General features: G+C 64.2%; 14 protein-coding genes. 12 read left to right on the forward strand and 2 right to left on the reverse strand.

The genetic code is table 11. From position 1 onward, the window contains the following. The first annotated feature begins 849 nt into the window (after positions 1–849). Positions 850–1,077 (forward strand): hypothetical protein, encoded by a 228-nt coding sequence (locus VGV07_RS11145; RefSeq protein ID WP_326868763.1) that lies wholly within the window; start codon positions 850–852, stop codon positions 1,075–1,077. Here the strand turns inward: VGV07_RS11145 and VGV07_RS11150 are convergent, their stop codons facing one another. Continuing rightward, positions 1,078–1,395, reverse strand: coding sequence for a helix-turn-helix transcriptional regulator (locus tag VGV07_RS11150; RefSeq protein ID WP_326868764.1), 318 nt, complete (start codon positions 1,393–1,395; stop codon positions 1,078–1,080). A gap of 14 nt (positions 1,396–1,409) precedes the next feature. Here VGV07_RS11150 and VGV07_RS11155 point away from each other — a divergent pair, with 14 nt between their 5' ends. After that, positions 1,410–2,342: a GIY-YIG nuclease family protein gene (locus VGV07_RS11155; protein WP_326868765.1), complete on the forward strand. Its 933-nt coding sequence runs from the start codon at positions 1,410–1,412 to the stop codon at positions 2,340–2,342. A 142-nt stretch (positions 2,343–2,484) separates the two neighbouring features. Here the strand turns inward: VGV07_RS11155 and VGV07_RS11160 are convergent, their stop codons facing one another. Continuing rightward, positions 2,485–4,038: a serine hydrolase gene (locus VGV07_RS11160; protein WP_326868766.1), complete on the reverse strand. Its 1,554-nt coding sequence runs from the start codon at positions 4,036–4,038 to the stop codon at positions 2,485–2,487. A gap of 320 nt (positions 4,039–4,358) precedes the next feature. Here VGV07_RS11160 and VGV07_RS11165 point away from each other — a divergent pair, with 320 nt between their 5' ends. The 10 genes from VGV07_RS11165 to VGV07_RS11210 all read left to right on the forward strand — a co-directional run bounded on the left by VGV07_RS11165 (position 4,359) and on the right by VGV07_RS11210 (position 15,346). Further along, positions 4,359–4,694: an L-rhamnose mutarotase gene (locus VGV07_RS11165; protein ID WP_326868767.1), complete on the forward strand. Its 336-nt coding sequence runs from the start codon at positions 4,359–4,361 to the stop codon at positions 4,692–4,694. 269 nt (positions 4,695–4,963) lie between these two features. Beyond that, positions 4,964–6,274 (forward strand): ABC transporter substrate-binding protein, encoded by a 1,311-nt coding sequence (locus tag VGV07_RS11170; RefSeq protein ID WP_326868768.1) that lies wholly within the window; start codon positions 4,964–4,966, stop codon positions 6,272–6,274. 98 nt (positions 6,275–6,372) lie between these two features. After that, entirely contained in the window at positions 6,373–7,278 is a 906-nt protein-coding gene (locus VGV07_RS11175) for a sugar ABC transporter permease (RefSeq protein ID WP_326868769.1), read from the forward strand. After that, complete coding sequence (locus VGV07_RS11180; protein ID WP_326868770.1) at positions 7,275–8,114, forward strand: carbohydrate ABC transporter permease; 840 nt, start codon at positions 7,275–7,277, stop codon at positions 8,112–8,114. The genes VGV07_RS11175 and VGV07_RS11180 overlap by 4 nt, the downstream gene beginning before the upstream one ends. A 16-nt stretch (positions 8,115–8,130) precedes the next feature. Beyond that, positions 8,131–9,882: a glycoside hydrolase family 36 protein gene (locus VGV07_RS11185; RefSeq protein WP_326868771.1), complete on the forward strand. Its 1,752-nt coding sequence runs from the start codon at positions 8,131–8,133 to the stop codon at positions 9,880–9,882. A gap of 79 nt (positions 9,883–9,961) precedes the next feature. Beyond that, entirely contained in the window at positions 9,962–10,981 is a 1,020-nt protein-coding gene (locus tag VGV07_RS11190; RefSeq protein WP_326868772.1) for a LacI family DNA-binding transcriptional regulator, read from the forward strand. Between the two features lie 383 nt (positions 10,982–11,364). Next, positions 11,365–11,883, forward strand: a complete 519-nt coding sequence (locus tag VGV07_RS11195) for a DUF3489 domain-containing protein (protein WP_326868773.1) — start codon at positions 11,365–11,367, stop codon at positions 11,881–11,883. Between the two features lie 5 nt (positions 11,884–11,888). Next, positions 11,889–12,425, forward strand: coding sequence for a DUF2924 domain-containing protein (locus VGV07_RS11200; RefSeq protein WP_326868774.1), 537 nt, complete (start codon positions 11,889–11,891; stop codon positions 12,423–12,425). Further along, positions 12,418–14,106: a recombinase family protein gene (locus tag VGV07_RS11205; protein WP_326868775.1), complete on the forward strand. Its 1,689-nt coding sequence runs from the start codon at positions 12,418–12,420 to the stop codon at positions 14,104–14,106. The genes VGV07_RS11200 and VGV07_RS11205 overlap by 8 nt, the downstream gene beginning before the upstream one ends. 640 nt (positions 14,107–14,746) lie before the next feature. After that, positions 14,747–15,346 (forward strand): hypothetical protein, encoded by a 600-nt coding sequence (locus VGV07_RS11210; protein WP_326868776.1) that lies wholly within the window; start codon positions 14,747–14,749, stop codon positions 15,344–15,346.

Raw genomic sequence — 15,346 nt, forward strand, 5'->3', positions numbered from 1 at the left:
GAAAACACCGGTTCGACGCTTCAGGCCCTGTCGCCGAGGGGAATTCATTCCCATGCTTCTAGGGTCTAGGTCGATCGCCGGGGGCTTTGCCGTCGGCGATCGGAAGAAATATCCGCAGCTGCTCCGCTAGTGCGCTGCTGCAGACCCTCATTGCTCCCTATGCCGGGGAGGACCCATCGATGCTCATTGCGGCTGCGAGACCGCAACGGCTCCCTGATGGGCAACGGAGGCGTGAAGCCTCTCTATCAAAACGGCCTGGAACAACGAGCCACCATGCTTGGTCAGCGCTCGCATGCTGGTGGAAGGATCGTCCGCCGACGAGGCGAGTGTCTCGGCGGACCGCTCTGGCTACGGTCACGTCGTCGTTGCGCCGGTACGCTTGTGATCTTTGCGACCTACCACACGGTCAATCGCCTGAACCGCACCGACGGCGGACATTTGTTCGCCCTCCTGCTTCACGCCTCCGTTGCCCATCAGGGAGCCGTTGCGGTCTCGCAGCCGCAATGAGCATCGATGGGTCCTCCCCGGCATAGGGAGCAATGAGGGTCTGCAGCAGCGCACGGTGCAAGCAGCTATCAGCTTTTTGGCCGCATCTACTATGGTGGGAGCCGCGGGCCCGTTATCTGGGCCCGCGGTCTCCTGTCTTCGGACGGCGCGCTCGTCACGTGGGCGGACCAGGGCTCCTGAGTCGGGCATACATGGGCATGAGGAGCCCCGGCTCAGCTGCCCCTGCGAGCTGAGGCTCCTTTTCCGGCTCGCCAGCGCTGGGAAGCACCGAATTGAACTCTAGTCGACTTCTTCGACCACCTAAGCCTTTGTATGGGAGCCACATTCCGTACGAGGCGCAAGATGAAGCAACTTAACGTCGACAATGCCACCCGGGAGCTTATCGCCCGCCAGACCCTGCCGGGGCACCGCTTCGTCAGCCGGGGTCGGAGGCTTCCGGATGGCAGCTGGCTGATCGTCGTCGATGACGAAGTGGCAGCAGTCATCGAGGAACAAAGGCTGCTGGGCGAGAGCGACGACAACGCCGTGTCCCGACTGGTGAGGGCCGCCATCGGACAGCGACCGAACTGATCATCCGATCGCCTGCACCAGCGTTGCGAACAGGGTCCTAGGGTCCTGCTCGAGCGCCTGCGCCACGGCCACGAACTCGACCACGTCGATCCGTCGCTCCCCGCCTTCGTACTTCGCGACGAAGGACTGCGGTCGGTCGAGCCGCTTGGCAACTTCCTCCTGAGTCAACCCGGCCGCCTTCCGAGCCGCGATAAGCAGATCGCGCAGAGCCGCGTGTTCTGGGGTGTGGATGGATCGGCTCATGCAGTGCCCGACGAGGACGATGAGCCCGGCAAGCTGATCCCGAATCCGGATTATCCCAAATAGGGATTTCTTCATCGATTCGGCGTCTGATGGACCGGCCAAAGCCGGGAACCATGAACGTGTCAGAGAGTCATCGAGCACCAAGCCGTTTCCTGAAACTCTTCCTGGCCGATGGGGTGTCCGATGGCGTTATCGTCGCCGAGGTCGGCAACTGGGTGGGCAAGGCATTGACCGCACCCAGAACGCGTCTCCTCGACCTGCTCAGGCGGCCGGAATGTGCTCAGACCGGGGTGTACGTGCTGCTCGGGCCTGACCCCGAGCGGGCTGGCGGCACGATCGGCTATATCGGCGAAGCCGACGATGTGGCGGCTCGGCTGCGATACCACATGCGATCGGGCGACAAAGACTTCTTCAACCGGGCCGCCGTCGTCGTCGCCTCCGATAACAACCTGACCAAGGGGCATGTCCGCTACCTTGAAGGACAGCTCATTCGCGCCACGCTTGGGGCCGGCTCGGTGCCGCTCACCAATACGCGCGAGCCGGACTTTCAGCGACTGCCGGAAGCCGACCGGTCCGATATGGACTACTTCCTCGATCAGCTCAGGATCGTGCTGCCAATCCTCTCGTTCGACCTGTTCCGCAAACCGGTCGCCGCAACAACGGCGATGGCGGCAACATCTGCGAACCGCACCAGGTTCGTCTTCTCGCCTGCGGGGGCCTCGGCAACCGCGGTCGAGGACGTCGACGGGTTCGTGGTGCTGGCGGGCTCGACGGCTCGAAAGGGCGAGACAGGCACCTTCCCGGCGGGCTACCGCGCGTTGCGCGACGAACTCCTTGCTGACACTCGGTTGACGGAGGAAGGGGAGAGATACCGCTTCGTCCGGGATGTGCCGTTCACCAGCCCCAGCGCTGCCGCGGCGATCGTCGCAGGGCGCAGCGCAACAGGTCCGGGAGAGTGGAAGATCGAAGGTACCGGGACGAGCTACCGCGACTGGAAGGCGGCCGAACTCGGCGCAGCATGACCACTTATCCTCGCGCGGGAGGGCTGCGTTAGCAGCGCATGCTGCAAGCAGCTATGAGCTTGACCACATCTACCATAGTGGGAGCCGCGGCCCGTTATCTGGGCCCGCTGCCTCCAAGTGAATAGCACAGTCAGCTCCGAGGTCACGGCAGGCGCCGGAGCTGGCCCAGCCCGTCGGGATCGAAGTGCTCGAGACGCAGCCCCTCTGCTGTAAAGTCGGCGGCAGAGATCGAACCGGGCGGGGCCGCGTCATTGAGCGGGCTGAAGGTGAAGCCGTCCGCGTCCCGGTGGGTCAGCGGATAGGTCTGTTGCCCATCGACGCCCAGCGTGAGTTGCAGGCCGTCTGCCACAGCGGTGACGCGCGCCACGCCCAGATATAGGCTCTCGTAGGTCCCCTCATAATCGGAGAGCGGCTTGGCGGCATGCGGCTCGGCCGGTGGTTGCTGCCCGGCGTACCGGCCCTGTGGCTGGAAGGCGCCGGCCATGGCTGAGGAATAGATCTGCCACCAGTCACTCTGCGGCGCACCCTGCAGCACGATATCGTCGAACTGCATCACGAGCGCTTCCGCCACCCCGGTCGGCCAGGCATTGGTGAGTACGACGATGCCCACATCGGCGTCCGGAATCACATTGAAATACGTCGATGCGCCCCAGGCAAAGGCCCCGCCATGGCTGAGGGTGGTGACACCGCCGGCCGTCGTGTTGATGAAGAAGCCGTAACCGTACCAGGCGGAGCGCTCGCCGGGCGCCTTGGCCTGGTAGACCTTCGATTGCGGCGTGATCGCCGGGAACCAGGCCTCGCCCGGTATGCTGGTGCCATCGGGATATGTCCCGTTGGCGAGGACGAACAGCATCCAGCGCGCGATGTCGTTGGCGGAGGAGCTGACGCCACCTGAGGGGGACTGGATATCGGTGTCATAGGCACTGGACCAGTGCTGCTCGCCCTCGAAGTCCCGCTCGGGGCCGACAACGAACTCCCCCTGTTCCTTTACGTGCCCCAGCGCCCGGTTGTCGCGGTTCTGAAAATCGGCGAAGCGCGAACTGGTCCGGGTCATACCAAGCGGCTTGTAGAGCGCGTCCTCCGAGAGGGTCGGCCAATCCTTGCCCGTGGTGGAAGCCACCGCCACGCCGGCGGCGGTCATGCCGTAGTTGGTATAGGCATAGGAGGCGCGAAGGGCACTGAGCGGCAGCTGGTCGAGCCGGGCGAGGATCGTCTCGCGATCAAAGCCGAGTTCTTCCATCGCATCGCCCGCATGATCCGGCAGGCCGGAGCGATGCGCGTAAAGGTCGGCGATGGTGACGTTCGCGCTGACATATGGATCGCCGAGCGTGAAGGACGGCATGTAGCTGCGGATCGGCGCGTTCCAGTCGGCGAGCCCCCTGCCGACGATGCTCGCCACCACGGTAGCGCCGATCGGCTTGGACATCGAGGCGAGCTGGAACACCGTGTCCCCATCGACCGGCTCACTGCCGCCAGCGACGCGGATACCAAAGCCCCTGGCGTAGACGATCTTGCCGCCATGGACGACCGCTACGGCCATGCCCGGAATACCCGACTTGTCCATCAGTTCCCGGGCGTGGGTGTCGATCTGATCGATGGCTTGCTGAATGTGGAACTGTTCAGCAGCATTTGCCGAACCGGCAATGAGCAACAGCGCGGCCACCACGGTCGCCGGCGACTTCGATACGAAAGACATGACGCGTGCCTCGCTGACAGAGGTCGCCAACACAGCACAAATCAAAGGGTTGGCCTGGCAACAATTTCGCGCAGCGTTCAGAAACGCTTACCGTCACGGCCGATGTCCGAGCGCCATGCAGCTCGCACTACCTGATTACACTTACGCACTAGTCCGCTCGGCCCTTGCGCGTCGTCTTTTGCCCAGCCAAGGTCAAGGTCTAGGCGCCACCTCCTACGGCACCGATCTCCCCCGGCTCCTCGCGGAGTCGGGTCTTTTTTTAGATCGTCGGTGCCCGGTCCTTCGACACCTGCAAGCCGATGCCAAGTGGAGCTGCACTGATGACCCGTGATCCCAGGATCGCCGTTTCGATGGCACGGCTGCACCCCGACAAGATCGCGCTCTACGAGCGCATCCATGATGAGATGACCGCCGAGCACGCCGCTGATGTTCGAACGGCGTACCGAAGGATCGACGTCTACCGGCTCGGCGACCTGCTGATCATGCTGACCGAGCAGAATGCCGGTCCGCTGCCGGTGCCCACGGCGGCGGAGGAGGCACGGGACAGGGCCTGGCACGCTTCGCTTGCCGAGTGCTTCCCTGAGCCCTGGCGCCCCGCTGATCCAATCTTCTCGCTGGCGGTTGCTGGGTCCGAGCACAGCCGTAGGTTTGGCTAGTCAGCGGTCGCTCCTCCCGCCCCGTATGCGATTTTTCGGACCTCTCCGGAGCCTGTTGCCCCGGATCGACGAACTCCGTGCCTCTCCGCGTGAACCCGCAAATTTACAACGATGTATTGCAAGACCGGAAATCCGCTGCTAGCGTCCGGCACGATCGGAACCTAGAGACGGCCACAATCAGCCAGCGAAAAGCCTGGCGAGCGGCCGGACGGCACGATCGGGGACTGAGGATTCCTGAGGAGGAAAAACTGAAGAACACGGTAGGACATTTGTTCACGGCAACCGGGCGCGCCGCGCGGATTGCCCTCGTTACGACAACGGCCCTCGCGGGCCTGGCAACAGCGGCTTCCGCACAGGAGCTGTCGGGCACCATCACGGTGTGGAGCTGGACTGCTCCGGCCCGCGGCGTCGAAGCGGCCATTCCCGGCTTCGTCGCGTTGCATCCGGGCGTCACCATCAAGGTGGAAGACGTCGGCAACCCGGCGATCTGGGACAAGATCACCACCGGCATGGCCGCCGGCGGCGCCGGCCTAGCCGATGTGCTCAACATCGGCATCGACTACATGGGCAACTATGTCGAGACGTTCCCGGGCGGGCTCGCCAACCTGAGCACGATGGGCGCCGACGACCTTGCCGCGCAGTTCCCCTCGGGCATGTGGGCCAGCGGCTCGGGCCCGGACGGCGCCGTCTACGGCATCCCGTACGAGGTCAACACGTCGGGCTTCTTCTACCGCAAGGACCTGTTCGAGAAGGCCGGCATCGACATCAACTCGATCGCCACCTGGGACGACCTGATCGCGGCCGGTCCGAAGCTGAAGGAAGCCACCGGCGCTGACCTGATCGCTATGGACAAGGCGGCGACGGTCGCCGACTCCGCCGGGCTGTGGCAGCTGCTCACGAACCTGCAGGGCGCGTTCTACTTCAACGCGGCCGGCGAGATCACCATGAACGGGCCGGCGGGCGTCCGGTCGCTCGAGCTGATCAAGAAGGCCAACGACGCTGGCGTCGTCGCCGACATTCCCGGCGGCTGGGACAATTTCATGATGCAGATCAAGGGGCAGACCAACGTCGCGGTCATTCCTGCGGCCTCGTGGGCAGCTGGCGTGTTCGAGAGCGAAGCGCCCGACATGGCCGGCAAGTGGGGCCTGCGGCTGCCCCCGTCGGTCGAGGCAGGCGGGCTGACCGCGGCGATCTCGGGCGGCACCTATCTGTCGGTGGCCGAGACCAGCACCAACAAGCAGTTGGCCTGGGAGTTCGTGAAATACGCCCTGGGCACGCTCGAAGGGCAGCAGGCGGTGTACGAGGGCGGCGGCATGTTCCCCGGCTTCAAGCCGATGCTGGAGAGCGACGGATTCATCAAGAAGAGCGCCTACTTCGACGCCGAGGTGAACAAGTTCTTCATCGACGAACTGGGCCAGGACACCCCCATTGTCAACTACACCACCGACTACGCCCGCGCGCTCAAGGCTTACACCGACGCACAGACGCAGGTGCTGCTGAGCGGGGCTGACCCCAAGACCGTGCTGGACGAAGCGGCCGCGCTGGTCGCCGGACAAACCGAGCGGACGATCGCCAAGTAGCGAGCGTCCAAGCAACACGCTCGCATGAGCGTGACGGCGGCAGGGCCGAGTTTCCTCCCACCCTGCCGCCGCCTCCCTGTTCCCACCGAGAGCCTGATATGACCGCGCCGAACACACAGCCTGCCGTACGCCGGCGCTGGCGGGGTTCTGCACCTCGCGCGACCCCCTACTTATTCCTGCTGCCGGTGATCGTGCTGTTCCTGGCGTTCAAGGTTTACCCGTACGTCTACGCGGCCTGGCTGAGCCTGACCAAGATACAGAAGGGCAAGCAGGTGTTCGTCGGGCTGGGCAATTACGGCCGGCTGCTGACCGACCCGATCTTCTACAAGGCGCTCAGCAATACGCTGCTGATCCTGGTCATCCAGGTGCCACTGATGCTGGGGCTGGCGCTGCTCTTGGCAGTGGCATTCAACTCGGCGCTGCTGAAGTGGCGGGCGATCTGGCGGACCGCGTACTTCGTGCCGATCGTCATGGGTCTCGTCGCCTACGGCATCCTGTTCTCGACGCTGCTCAACAACCACTACGGGGTGATCAACTTCGCGCTCGAGAGCATCGGGCTGCCCCGGGTGCCGTGGCTGGGCGATCCGTTCTGGGCCAAGATCTCGATCATCATCGCGCTGACCTGGCACTACACCGGCAACAGCGCGGTGATCTACCTGGCGCAGCTGCAATCGGTGCCCGGCGAACTCTACGAGGCAGCGGAAATCGATGGAGCCAGCGCATTCCAGCGCTTCTGGCACATCACCCTGCCAGGCCTCCGCCCCGCCATCACCCTCACCGTGGTGCTATCGACCATCGGCACGCTGCAGCTGTTCGACGAGCCCTATGTGCTGACCAATGGCGGACCCAACAACGCGACGCTGACCATCGGCATGTATCTCTACCAGAACGGCTTCAAATACTTCGATTTCGGCTACGCCTCGGCCATCGGCTACGTGCTCACCGGCATCATCGGCATCCTGGCGCTGATCCAGTTCCGCCTGCTGCGGGAGAAGCGGGCATGAGGACCGACCGCTCCCCCCAGGCGAAGCTCGCCAGCATGGCGGTAACCACCGTTGTCGTGCTGGGCTCGGTACTGATGCTGGCGCCGTTCTACTGGCTGATCGTCGCCAGCACGCACCGCTCGCGCGATATCTTCTCGAACCCGCCCAACCTCCAGCCAGGCGACCAGCTCTGGGCCAATCTCGGCAAGCTGTTCGGCGAGGCCGGGTTCGGGCACGCCGTGCTCAATTCGACATTGGTGGCGCTGCTCTATGCGTTGTTCGGCGGCATCGTCTGCACGGCGGCCGGCTATGCGTTCGCGAAGTTCCGCTTCGCCGGACAGGGCGTGCTGTTCGGCATGGTGCTGGTGATCCTGGCGCTGCCTTCGCAGGTGACGCTCGTGCCGCTGTTCCAGATCATGGTGCAGCTCAACTGGCTTAACACCTACCAGGCCCTGATCCTGCCCAATCTGGCGCTGCCGTTCGGCATCTTCCTGATGCGGCAGACCATGCTGTCGGTGCCCGATGAGCTGATCCAGGCGGCCCGCGTCGACGGCGCCGGCGAGTTCCGCATCTTCTTCCAGATCGTCCTGCCGACGATGCGGCCGGCGCTGGCGGCGCTCGGCATCTTCCTGTTCCTCGCGCAGTGGAACGACTTCGTCTATCCGCTGATCGTGCTGCGGACTTCGGATGCCTACACGGTGCCCGTCGCGCTCGCCTCGCTGCAGGGGCTCAGCGATACCGATTACGGCCAGTTGCTGGCCGGCACGCTGGTGTCGGTCCTGCCGGTGCTCGGGCTGTTCCTTTTCCTTCAACGTCATTTCGTCGCCGGCATCCTCGCCGGCGCGGTCAAGCAATAATCAGGAGACTGGCACCGTGCTGCTGGAAGACTACGCATCCGTCATGGCCCCTGCCGCCACCGGCGTCCCCGGTGTCGAGATTTCGATCGGCGCGGGATGCCGGGTGGTCGCCAAGGAGACCCAGGGCGATCTGCAGATCACGACGATCGAGACCAATGGGGCGATCGTCCGGGTCTCGCTCGAGGTCCCGCTGGGGGACGTCGAGGGCTATTGGTACCCCAATGCCACCATGCGGGCGCTGCCGGCGGATTGGAGCGGGCGTGACAAGACCAGCATCATTTCCTCGAGCCCGCTCGGCTGCCTGTACGACCGGCATGGGCGGAACATCCTCGCCTTCTGCTTCGACCAGCAGATCGAGGAGAGCCAGCTCCGCTTCGGGGTCTCGGAGGAGCACAAGAGCTTTGTCGTCTACTACGAACATGACCCGAAGGGTGAGCGACGCATCCGCCTGGCGACGGTCCGTTCGGGTCTCGAACATGTCGAGGCGATCGGGCTGATGCGCGACTGGTTGCGCGACGATATTGGCGAGCCCCTGGCCGTACCGTTCGACGGAACCGTGCCGGTCTATTGCACCTGGTACGCCTATTCGCAGGACATCAGCGCAGAAAAGATCGAGCGCGATGCAGTGCTGGTACGCGAACTCGGTTGCCGCGCCGTGATCATCGACGACGGCTGGCAGAAGCTGGGCAATGGCCGCTGGTATGCCGGATGTGGCGACTGGGTGGCCGACCCGGTAAAATTCCCCGATATGCGAGCGCATGTCGGCAAGCTGCATGAGCTCGGTCTGTCGGTCATCCTCTGGGTGGCGCCGCTGCTGCTGGGCGAGAACAGCGATGTCTTTGCGCGGCTCAAACCCTTCGCGCCCTATTACAACGGGGACGGCTGGCGTTGCTCGGCGCTTGATCCGCGCTACCGCGAGGTGCGGGATCACTTTGTCGAAACCTGCATCCGGCTGGTGCGTGACTATGGTGTGGACGGGCTGAAGCTCGACTTCCTCGACGGCGTTGTCGCCTACCAGGGCACCGCGACCGGCGGCGATATCCCAGATGTCGGGCAGGCCATCCACGCCACGCTGGTGCAGTTGCGCGAGGGGCTGAAAGACGCAGGGCTCGACGAGGTGCTCATCGAATTCCGGCAGGCCTACATCGGACCGGCTACCGCGCCCTACGCCAACCTGCTGCGGGTCGGGGACTGCCCAGTCGACGCCAACCAGAACCGCCGGGCCACCGTCAACATGCGAATGATCGCTGCTGGCCAAGTCATCCATTCCGATCCCACGGTGTGGGACCACCGTGCCGGAGCCGAACCAGCAGCGCGGCAGCTGCTGAACGCCTATTTCAGCGTGCCGCAGATCTCCATGGATATTACCAGCCTGCCGCAGGTGCAGCGCGACGCCGTGCACACAGTGTTGTCCACCTGGATGGAGGATCGCGAGACGGTGCTCTTCGGTCAGTTGCAGGCGGGGCTGCCTACGGAGGGCTATCCCGTGCTGCAGGCCCGGCATGAAGACCGGCTGGTCGTCGGCGTGTACCAGCCGCTGGTGGTGGATATCGACCTCGACGGCATTGACGAGTTAAGGCTGCTCAATGCGACTTCCCACGACCGGATCGTTGTGCGATGGACCGGTAGGCGCGCGCGGCTGAGGGGCGTAGCCCACTCCGCCCGGGGGGATGCCGGCACGGAGATCGAGGTTGTCGCGACGCAGGGGCTCACCGAGCTGCAAATACCGGTCTCGGGTATCGCCACCTTGCAGGTCTTGAACGAGTAACGATCGAGGAACGGTGGACAGGTCCGACGACAGCAAGGGACCGCGCGGTCAACGCGGCCGCACAGGCGGAACGGACGGGGTGGCCCCTCGCCCCCGCCCCCGCTCGCCTGCCGCCAATATCGGCCTTGCGGCGATCGCCGAACTGGCCGGTGTGAGCGAGGCGACGGTCAGCCGCGTCCTTAACCGTAAATACGGGGTTTCGGCGGCGACACGAGGCACGGTCGAGGCGGCGCTTCGCAAGGCCGGGTACGAGCGCCAGTTGAAGGGTGAGCTGGTGCTGCTGCTAGTGCCGGGTGTCGCCGAGCAGATTTTCGCCGACTTGTGCGAGGCGATCGAGAACGAGATCGCGCCATATGGGCTGCGCGCGGTGATCTGTCCCGGCACGCAGCGCGAGCGCGACTATGTCGAGGCGATGATCGATGCCGGCATCGCAGCAGTCGTCTTCCTGTCATCCAGCAATACGATGCGTAACACCGACCCGGTAGCCCGCCAGCTGCTGCAGTCGCGCGGCATCCCGTTCCTTTGCGTGAATGGCGGCTTTGCGGATATGCCCTCGCCGGTGTTTTCGACCGACGACTGGCGCGCTGCGGAAGTGGCGGTGGCGCACCTCTACGACCTCGGGCACCGGCGCATTGGCATGTGCGCCGGCCCGGTGGGCAATACGCCGGCCGACCGACGGGTTGAGGGCTTCGTGCAGGCCATGGATCGGCGCGACCTACCCAATTCCGACGATTTTGTCGTCCGGCAATACTACAATATCGAGGGCGGCCGGCACTCGGCCGAGGCGCTGCTGCAGATGGGCGTCACTGCGATCGTCGCCTCCAGCGACGACATGGCGCTCGGGGCGATCCGGGCAATCAAGCGCAACGGACTGAAGGTGCCGGCCGATATTTCGGTGATCGGCTACAATGACAGCTACATGCTGGACTTCACCGATCCGCCGCTCACGTCGGTACGGCAGCCCGTGGAGCGCATCGCCGAGAACACCACGCGCGCCATTGTCGCGCTGACGGCCAATCGCGAGTTGCCACTGACCGAAGTGCTGATCGAGCCCGAAATCCGCCTCCGCGGCTCCACCGCTCCGATCGCGGTGAGCTGACGCGTGAGATGGGTGCCTCGCGAGCGTGCAACCCCGGCTGGGTCGCAGTCATCGGCCGGGTAAGCCCCGATGAGGTCCAGTCGCGGGTTCAGTAGGCACGACTGTGCGCTGGCTACTGGGCTTGATCGGACGGCAGGCGGGCCGCATGGGTCTGCAGTCGGTTGCGGTTCTTCGGTCACCGCTTATTGTGTCACCACCTTGGCCGCCGGCCGACATTGGCGGCGGGCATCGAGTCTCCGCCAATACCGCTGGACTGTTGCAGCAAGCGGAGCATGGTGTTGCTCGCGCTGTGAGAGCAGCGCCTCCTGGCCCGGCAATCTACCCGGGCTCGTCTCAGTACACCGGAGCAATTCCGCTTCGGTGAACTGATGAGGAGAGGTGCTGTGGCCTCGAAACTTAACGATACGAAGCGATCGGTCCTTGCCGGTGCGGCCTGCCGTACCGATCTGCGTGTGCTTCCGGTGCCGGAGACCATAAGGGTGTCTGAAGCGATGGTCGACAAGATGGTTGGAGAGCTGCTCAGCGCCGGGCTGGTGGCCGAGACGGCAGCGCTCGACCACGATGTTGTGTGGCGCGACGGCGATGCGGGCAAGTTCACGCTGGTCATCACCGACGCCGGGCTGGCTGCCATCGGTATCGAGCCGGGAACGGCGCCGGTCGAACTGCCTGCGGCCATGCCGAAGACCTCGAAGCAGGACAGCATTGTTGCGCTGCTGCGCCGGCGGCAGGGCGCGTCGATCGATGAAATGACGGCTGCGACCGGCTGGCTGCCGCACTCGGTGCGCGGCTGGATGTCTGGCGCGGCGAAAAAGCGGCTGGGGCTGGAGCTGGTCTCCGAAAAGGATGGCGCGGGGACGCGCCGATATCACGTCGCGGCCCTCCGCCACAGCGCCGGAGCCTAAAACTGATGGCGGACGATCTGCACATTGTCGATCTGTCGCCGGCTGCACCGGTGGAGCCGGTCGCAGGTCACCCGCTGACCCGACATGAGGCGCTGCGGTCGGAGATCGCAGCGCTCGACCAGCTCGACCTCAAGGCGTTGTGCCAGCGCTGGCGGCAGCTCTACCGCACTGCGGCGCCAGCTGGCTTCCGACGCGACCTGCTGATCCGTGCCATCGCCTACAAGCTGCAGGAAAAGGCGCTGGGCGGTCTCGCGCCGCAGGCCCGTCGCAAGTTGCTGAAGATCGCCGCCGCCGCCGAGTCCTCCGATGGGTTCACCACCGCGGACGCACCGCGCCGTCTGCGAGCCGGCACCCGCCTGATCCGCGACTGGAAGGGAACCGTGCACACCGTCGAGGTGCTAGCGGACGGTTTTGAGTGGAGCGGTCGCCGCTTCACCTCCCTGTCGGCCATCGCCAGGGAGATCACCGGCACCAGCTGGAACGGCCACACCTTCTTCGGTGTCGGCAGAGCGAAGCGCGAGAAGGTCAGCGACGATGCGTGAGTCGCCCCCCAACAAGCCGCTGCGCTGTGCCATCTACACTCGCAAGAGTTCGGAAGAAGGCCTCGAGCAGGACTTCAACTCGCTCGAAGCCCAGCGCGAGGCCTGCGAGGCGTACATAAAATCCCAGGCCCATGAGGGCTGGGTGCTGGTTCCCGACCACTTCGACGATGGCGGTTTCTCGGGTGGCAACACGGATCGCCCCGGTCTCACCCGCCTGATGGACAAGGTCCGGGCCAGAGAGATCGACGTCATCGTCTTTTACAAGATCGACCGGTTCTCCCGGAACATCACCGACTTCGGCCAGCTCGCCGAAACGCTGGAGCAGTACGGGGTGTCGTTCGTCTCCGTCACCCAGTCCTTCAACACCAAAGACTCGATGGGCCGGCTGATGCTGAACGTCCTGCTCAGCTTCGCGCAGTTCGAGCGCGAGCTGACCGGCGAGCGGATCCGGGACAAGGTCGCCGCATCGAAGAAGCGCGGCATGTGGATGGGCGGACCCATCCCGCTCGGCTACGACGTCAGGGACAAGGCCCTGGTCATCAACGAGGCGGAAGCCGCGACGATCAGGAAGATCTTCGAACTCTATCTCGACCTCGGCAGTGTCCGGCTGGTCGAGGAGGAGCTGCGCACGCTCGGTCTCACCACCAAATCCTATGTTGCAAAGTCCGGTCGGCAGATGGGCGGGCTGAACTTTACCCGCGGGCACCTCTACAAGATCCTCGGCAATGCGCTTTACGCCGGTGCGGTCTCGCACAAGGGCAAGAAGCACAAGGGTCTGCACCAGCCCATCATCGACCGGCCAACCTGGAACCGGGTGCAGCAGCTGCTGCGGCTCAACCGGCAGGGCGAGCGCAAGCGCGTCAATGCCAAGCACCCCAGCCTGCTCAGCGGTCTCGTTGTCGACGAGTTCGGCAACAGGCTCACCTCCACCCATACGGTGAAGGACGGCAGGCGCTACCGGTACTATGCCAGCACAGCATCGGCAGCCCGCGGTGCACACAACCGGCCGACGAGCAGCTATCGGCTGGCGGCGACCGAGATCGAGCCGGTGGTGATCGATGCCATCGTCTGCCTGTTCGCCGACCAGCCGCGGCTGATGACGGCACTGGGGCTCACGGCAGCGACGCCCAACGAGGTCTCGACCGCGCTCGATCTTGGCCAGGCGCTGTCGGTTGAGCTGCAGCACGGTCTGCCGACCCAGCAGCGGGCGTTGCTCGAGCAGCTGGTCGACAAGGTTCAGATCAGCAAGGACCGGTTGCGCATCGAGCTGAACCCGACCGAGCTGCGCTGGCGGCTGCTCGGGGACGATACGGTGATGCACGAGCCGATTGTACTCGAGGTGCCGATGGACGCAGTCCGGCACGGGGTCGAGACGCGACTGGTCGTCGAAGCGCCGCATCGCACCACCGATCGCCGGACCAACGACAACGCACTCATCCGCGCCGTTGCCTGTGGGCGGGCGTGGTTCGAGGAACTGGCCAGTGGCAAGGCGGCAAGCTTCCGGGAGATCGCCGAGCGGGCAGGGGTCACCGACCGGTACGTGCGCCGGGTGGTGAACCTGGCGTTTCTGGCGCCGGACGTGGTTGAGGCCGTCCTCCGGGGTGAGCAGCCGGCGGGGATGTCGGTCAAGGCGCTGACGGTTGACGGAGACGTGCCGGTGGTGTGGGCGAGCGTGCGCTGACTACGCCCAAAATTAGACTCTACACATTGTACACCTTGCTCGGGTCCTTAGCGCTTCTAAACACGTTTGCTTTTGGTGTCTTTTGAGGCCAACGCGGAACTTCGCGAGCGCGGCCATAAATGGGTTCCGAGCGGTTCTAGCGCAGCAGATACTGGGAGATCGTCGTGAATGAAACTCACAGAGGCACGTTCCCCACTCTGCTCGCTTCAGGCGCAAGTGCCGCCTTTCGAGCGGTTCTCCGTTCGATAGACAGTGGTTCCCGGCGGGACCATCCACGAAGCTTGACCCACTCCCGGAAGAGGCGACTAGCAGCCTATACCAAGACGCACTAGTGTCATGTTGGGGAAAGTAATTTGGGGGAGCTATGCGAGCTAGACTAGGGCCCGCTCCAGCGGTTTTCGTCGTGCAGGTGATGAGCGCAAGCACATTTGGAGGTGCTGTTGCGCAGGACGTGGTGCCAGTTACCGAAGGCGCCGATCCATCCGACACCTCCTTGGCAACCGCCCAGACAGTTGCTCAGACGCCCCTTCCTGTACCCCCACCTTCATTGGATGCCACAATTCTAGTTGCGGCGCTCGTAGTAAGCCTTTGCGTTGCGGCCGCCGCATTGGGACTTGCGCTGCGCCTAATGTACTGGCGAATGGCGTTGAAGGACGGTCAGACCTCAATAATCCCCGACCTGGTGATCAGAGCCTTTCTTCGTCAAGGCGAGGCGATCCGCTCACTGACCAAGTCGACGACAAACCATGCAAGTTCGGTGGATGAGTTCGGGCGCGACGCGTTGAGAGAAATAGCCGAGGTTAAAGAAAGCCTCGCCATATTCTCAAGCAGCCTGTCGATGAAGGATCAAGAGATAGATCGACTGCGCAAGGGCGGAGATGCAAAGATATTCCATCGGTTCCTGGACCGTTTCGTAAGACTCCACAGGGCCGTTGGGGAGGAGATCGAGGATGCCACGGCTGGAGGAGAGCGAGTGGAACGACTTCGCAGCTTGTTAGCGTTGTTGGAGGACGCGCTTGCAGAATGTGGAGTGACAACTTTCTCGCCTCGTGTCGGAGAGTCATTCCGGAGTGCGTTTGGTGTCGCCAGCGCGCCGAGTGTGGTGGCGACCAGCGATATCGCTCTTGACATGACAGTGGCTGGCGTAATCAGCGCTGGCTATGCACTCGCAACCGCCGAGGGGCCCGTTTGTCTAAGGCCTTCCTCGGTCTCAATCTACAAGTATGGAACGACGGAGTAA

The sequence above is a fragment of the Devosia sp. genome, assembly GCF_035944845.1.
Taxonomy (GTDB): Bacteria; Pseudomonadota; Alphaproteobacteria; order Rhizobiales; family Devosiaceae; genus Devosia_A.

Bases quoted from the DNA above. Each gene is read 5' to 3' on its own strand.
- VGV07_RS11145 (WP_326868763.1), top strand. From the start codon at position 850: ATGAAGCAACTTAACGTCGACAATGCCACCCGGGAGCTTATCGCCCGC.
- VGV07_RS11150 (WP_326868764.1), bottom strand. From the start codon at position 1,395: ATGAAGAAATCCCTATTTGGGATAATCCGGATTCGGGATCAGCTTGCC.
- VGV07_RS11155 (WP_326868765.1), top strand. From the start codon at position 1,410: ATGGACCGGCCAAAGCCGGGAACCATGAACGTGTCAGAGAGTCATCGA.
- VGV07_RS11160 (WP_326868766.1), bottom strand. From the start codon at position 4,038: ATGTCTTTCGTATCGAAGTCGCCGGCGACCGTGGTGGCCGCGCTGTTG.
- VGV07_RS11165 (WP_326868767.1), top strand. From the start codon at position 4,359: ATGACCCGTGATCCCAGGATCGCCGTTTCGATGGCACGGCTGCACCCC.
- VGV07_RS11175 (WP_326868769.1), top strand. From the start codon at position 6,373: ATGACCGCGCCGAACACACAGCCTGCCGTACGCCGGCGCTGGCGGGGT.
- VGV07_RS11180 (WP_326868770.1), top strand. From the start codon at position 7,275: ATGAGGACCGACCGCTCCCCCCAGGCGAAGCTCGCCAGCATGGCGGTA.
- VGV07_RS11200 (WP_326868774.1), top strand. From the start codon at position 11,889: ATGGCGGACGATCTGCACATTGTCGATCTGTCGCCGGCTGCACCGGTG.
- VGV07_RS11205 (WP_326868775.1), top strand. From the start codon at position 12,418: ATGCGTGAGTCGCCCCCCAACAAGCCGCTGCGCTGTGCCATCTACACT.
- VGV07_RS11210 (WP_326868776.1), top strand. From the start codon at position 14,747: ATGGCGTTGAAGGACGGTCAGACCTCAATAATCCCCGACCTGGTGATC.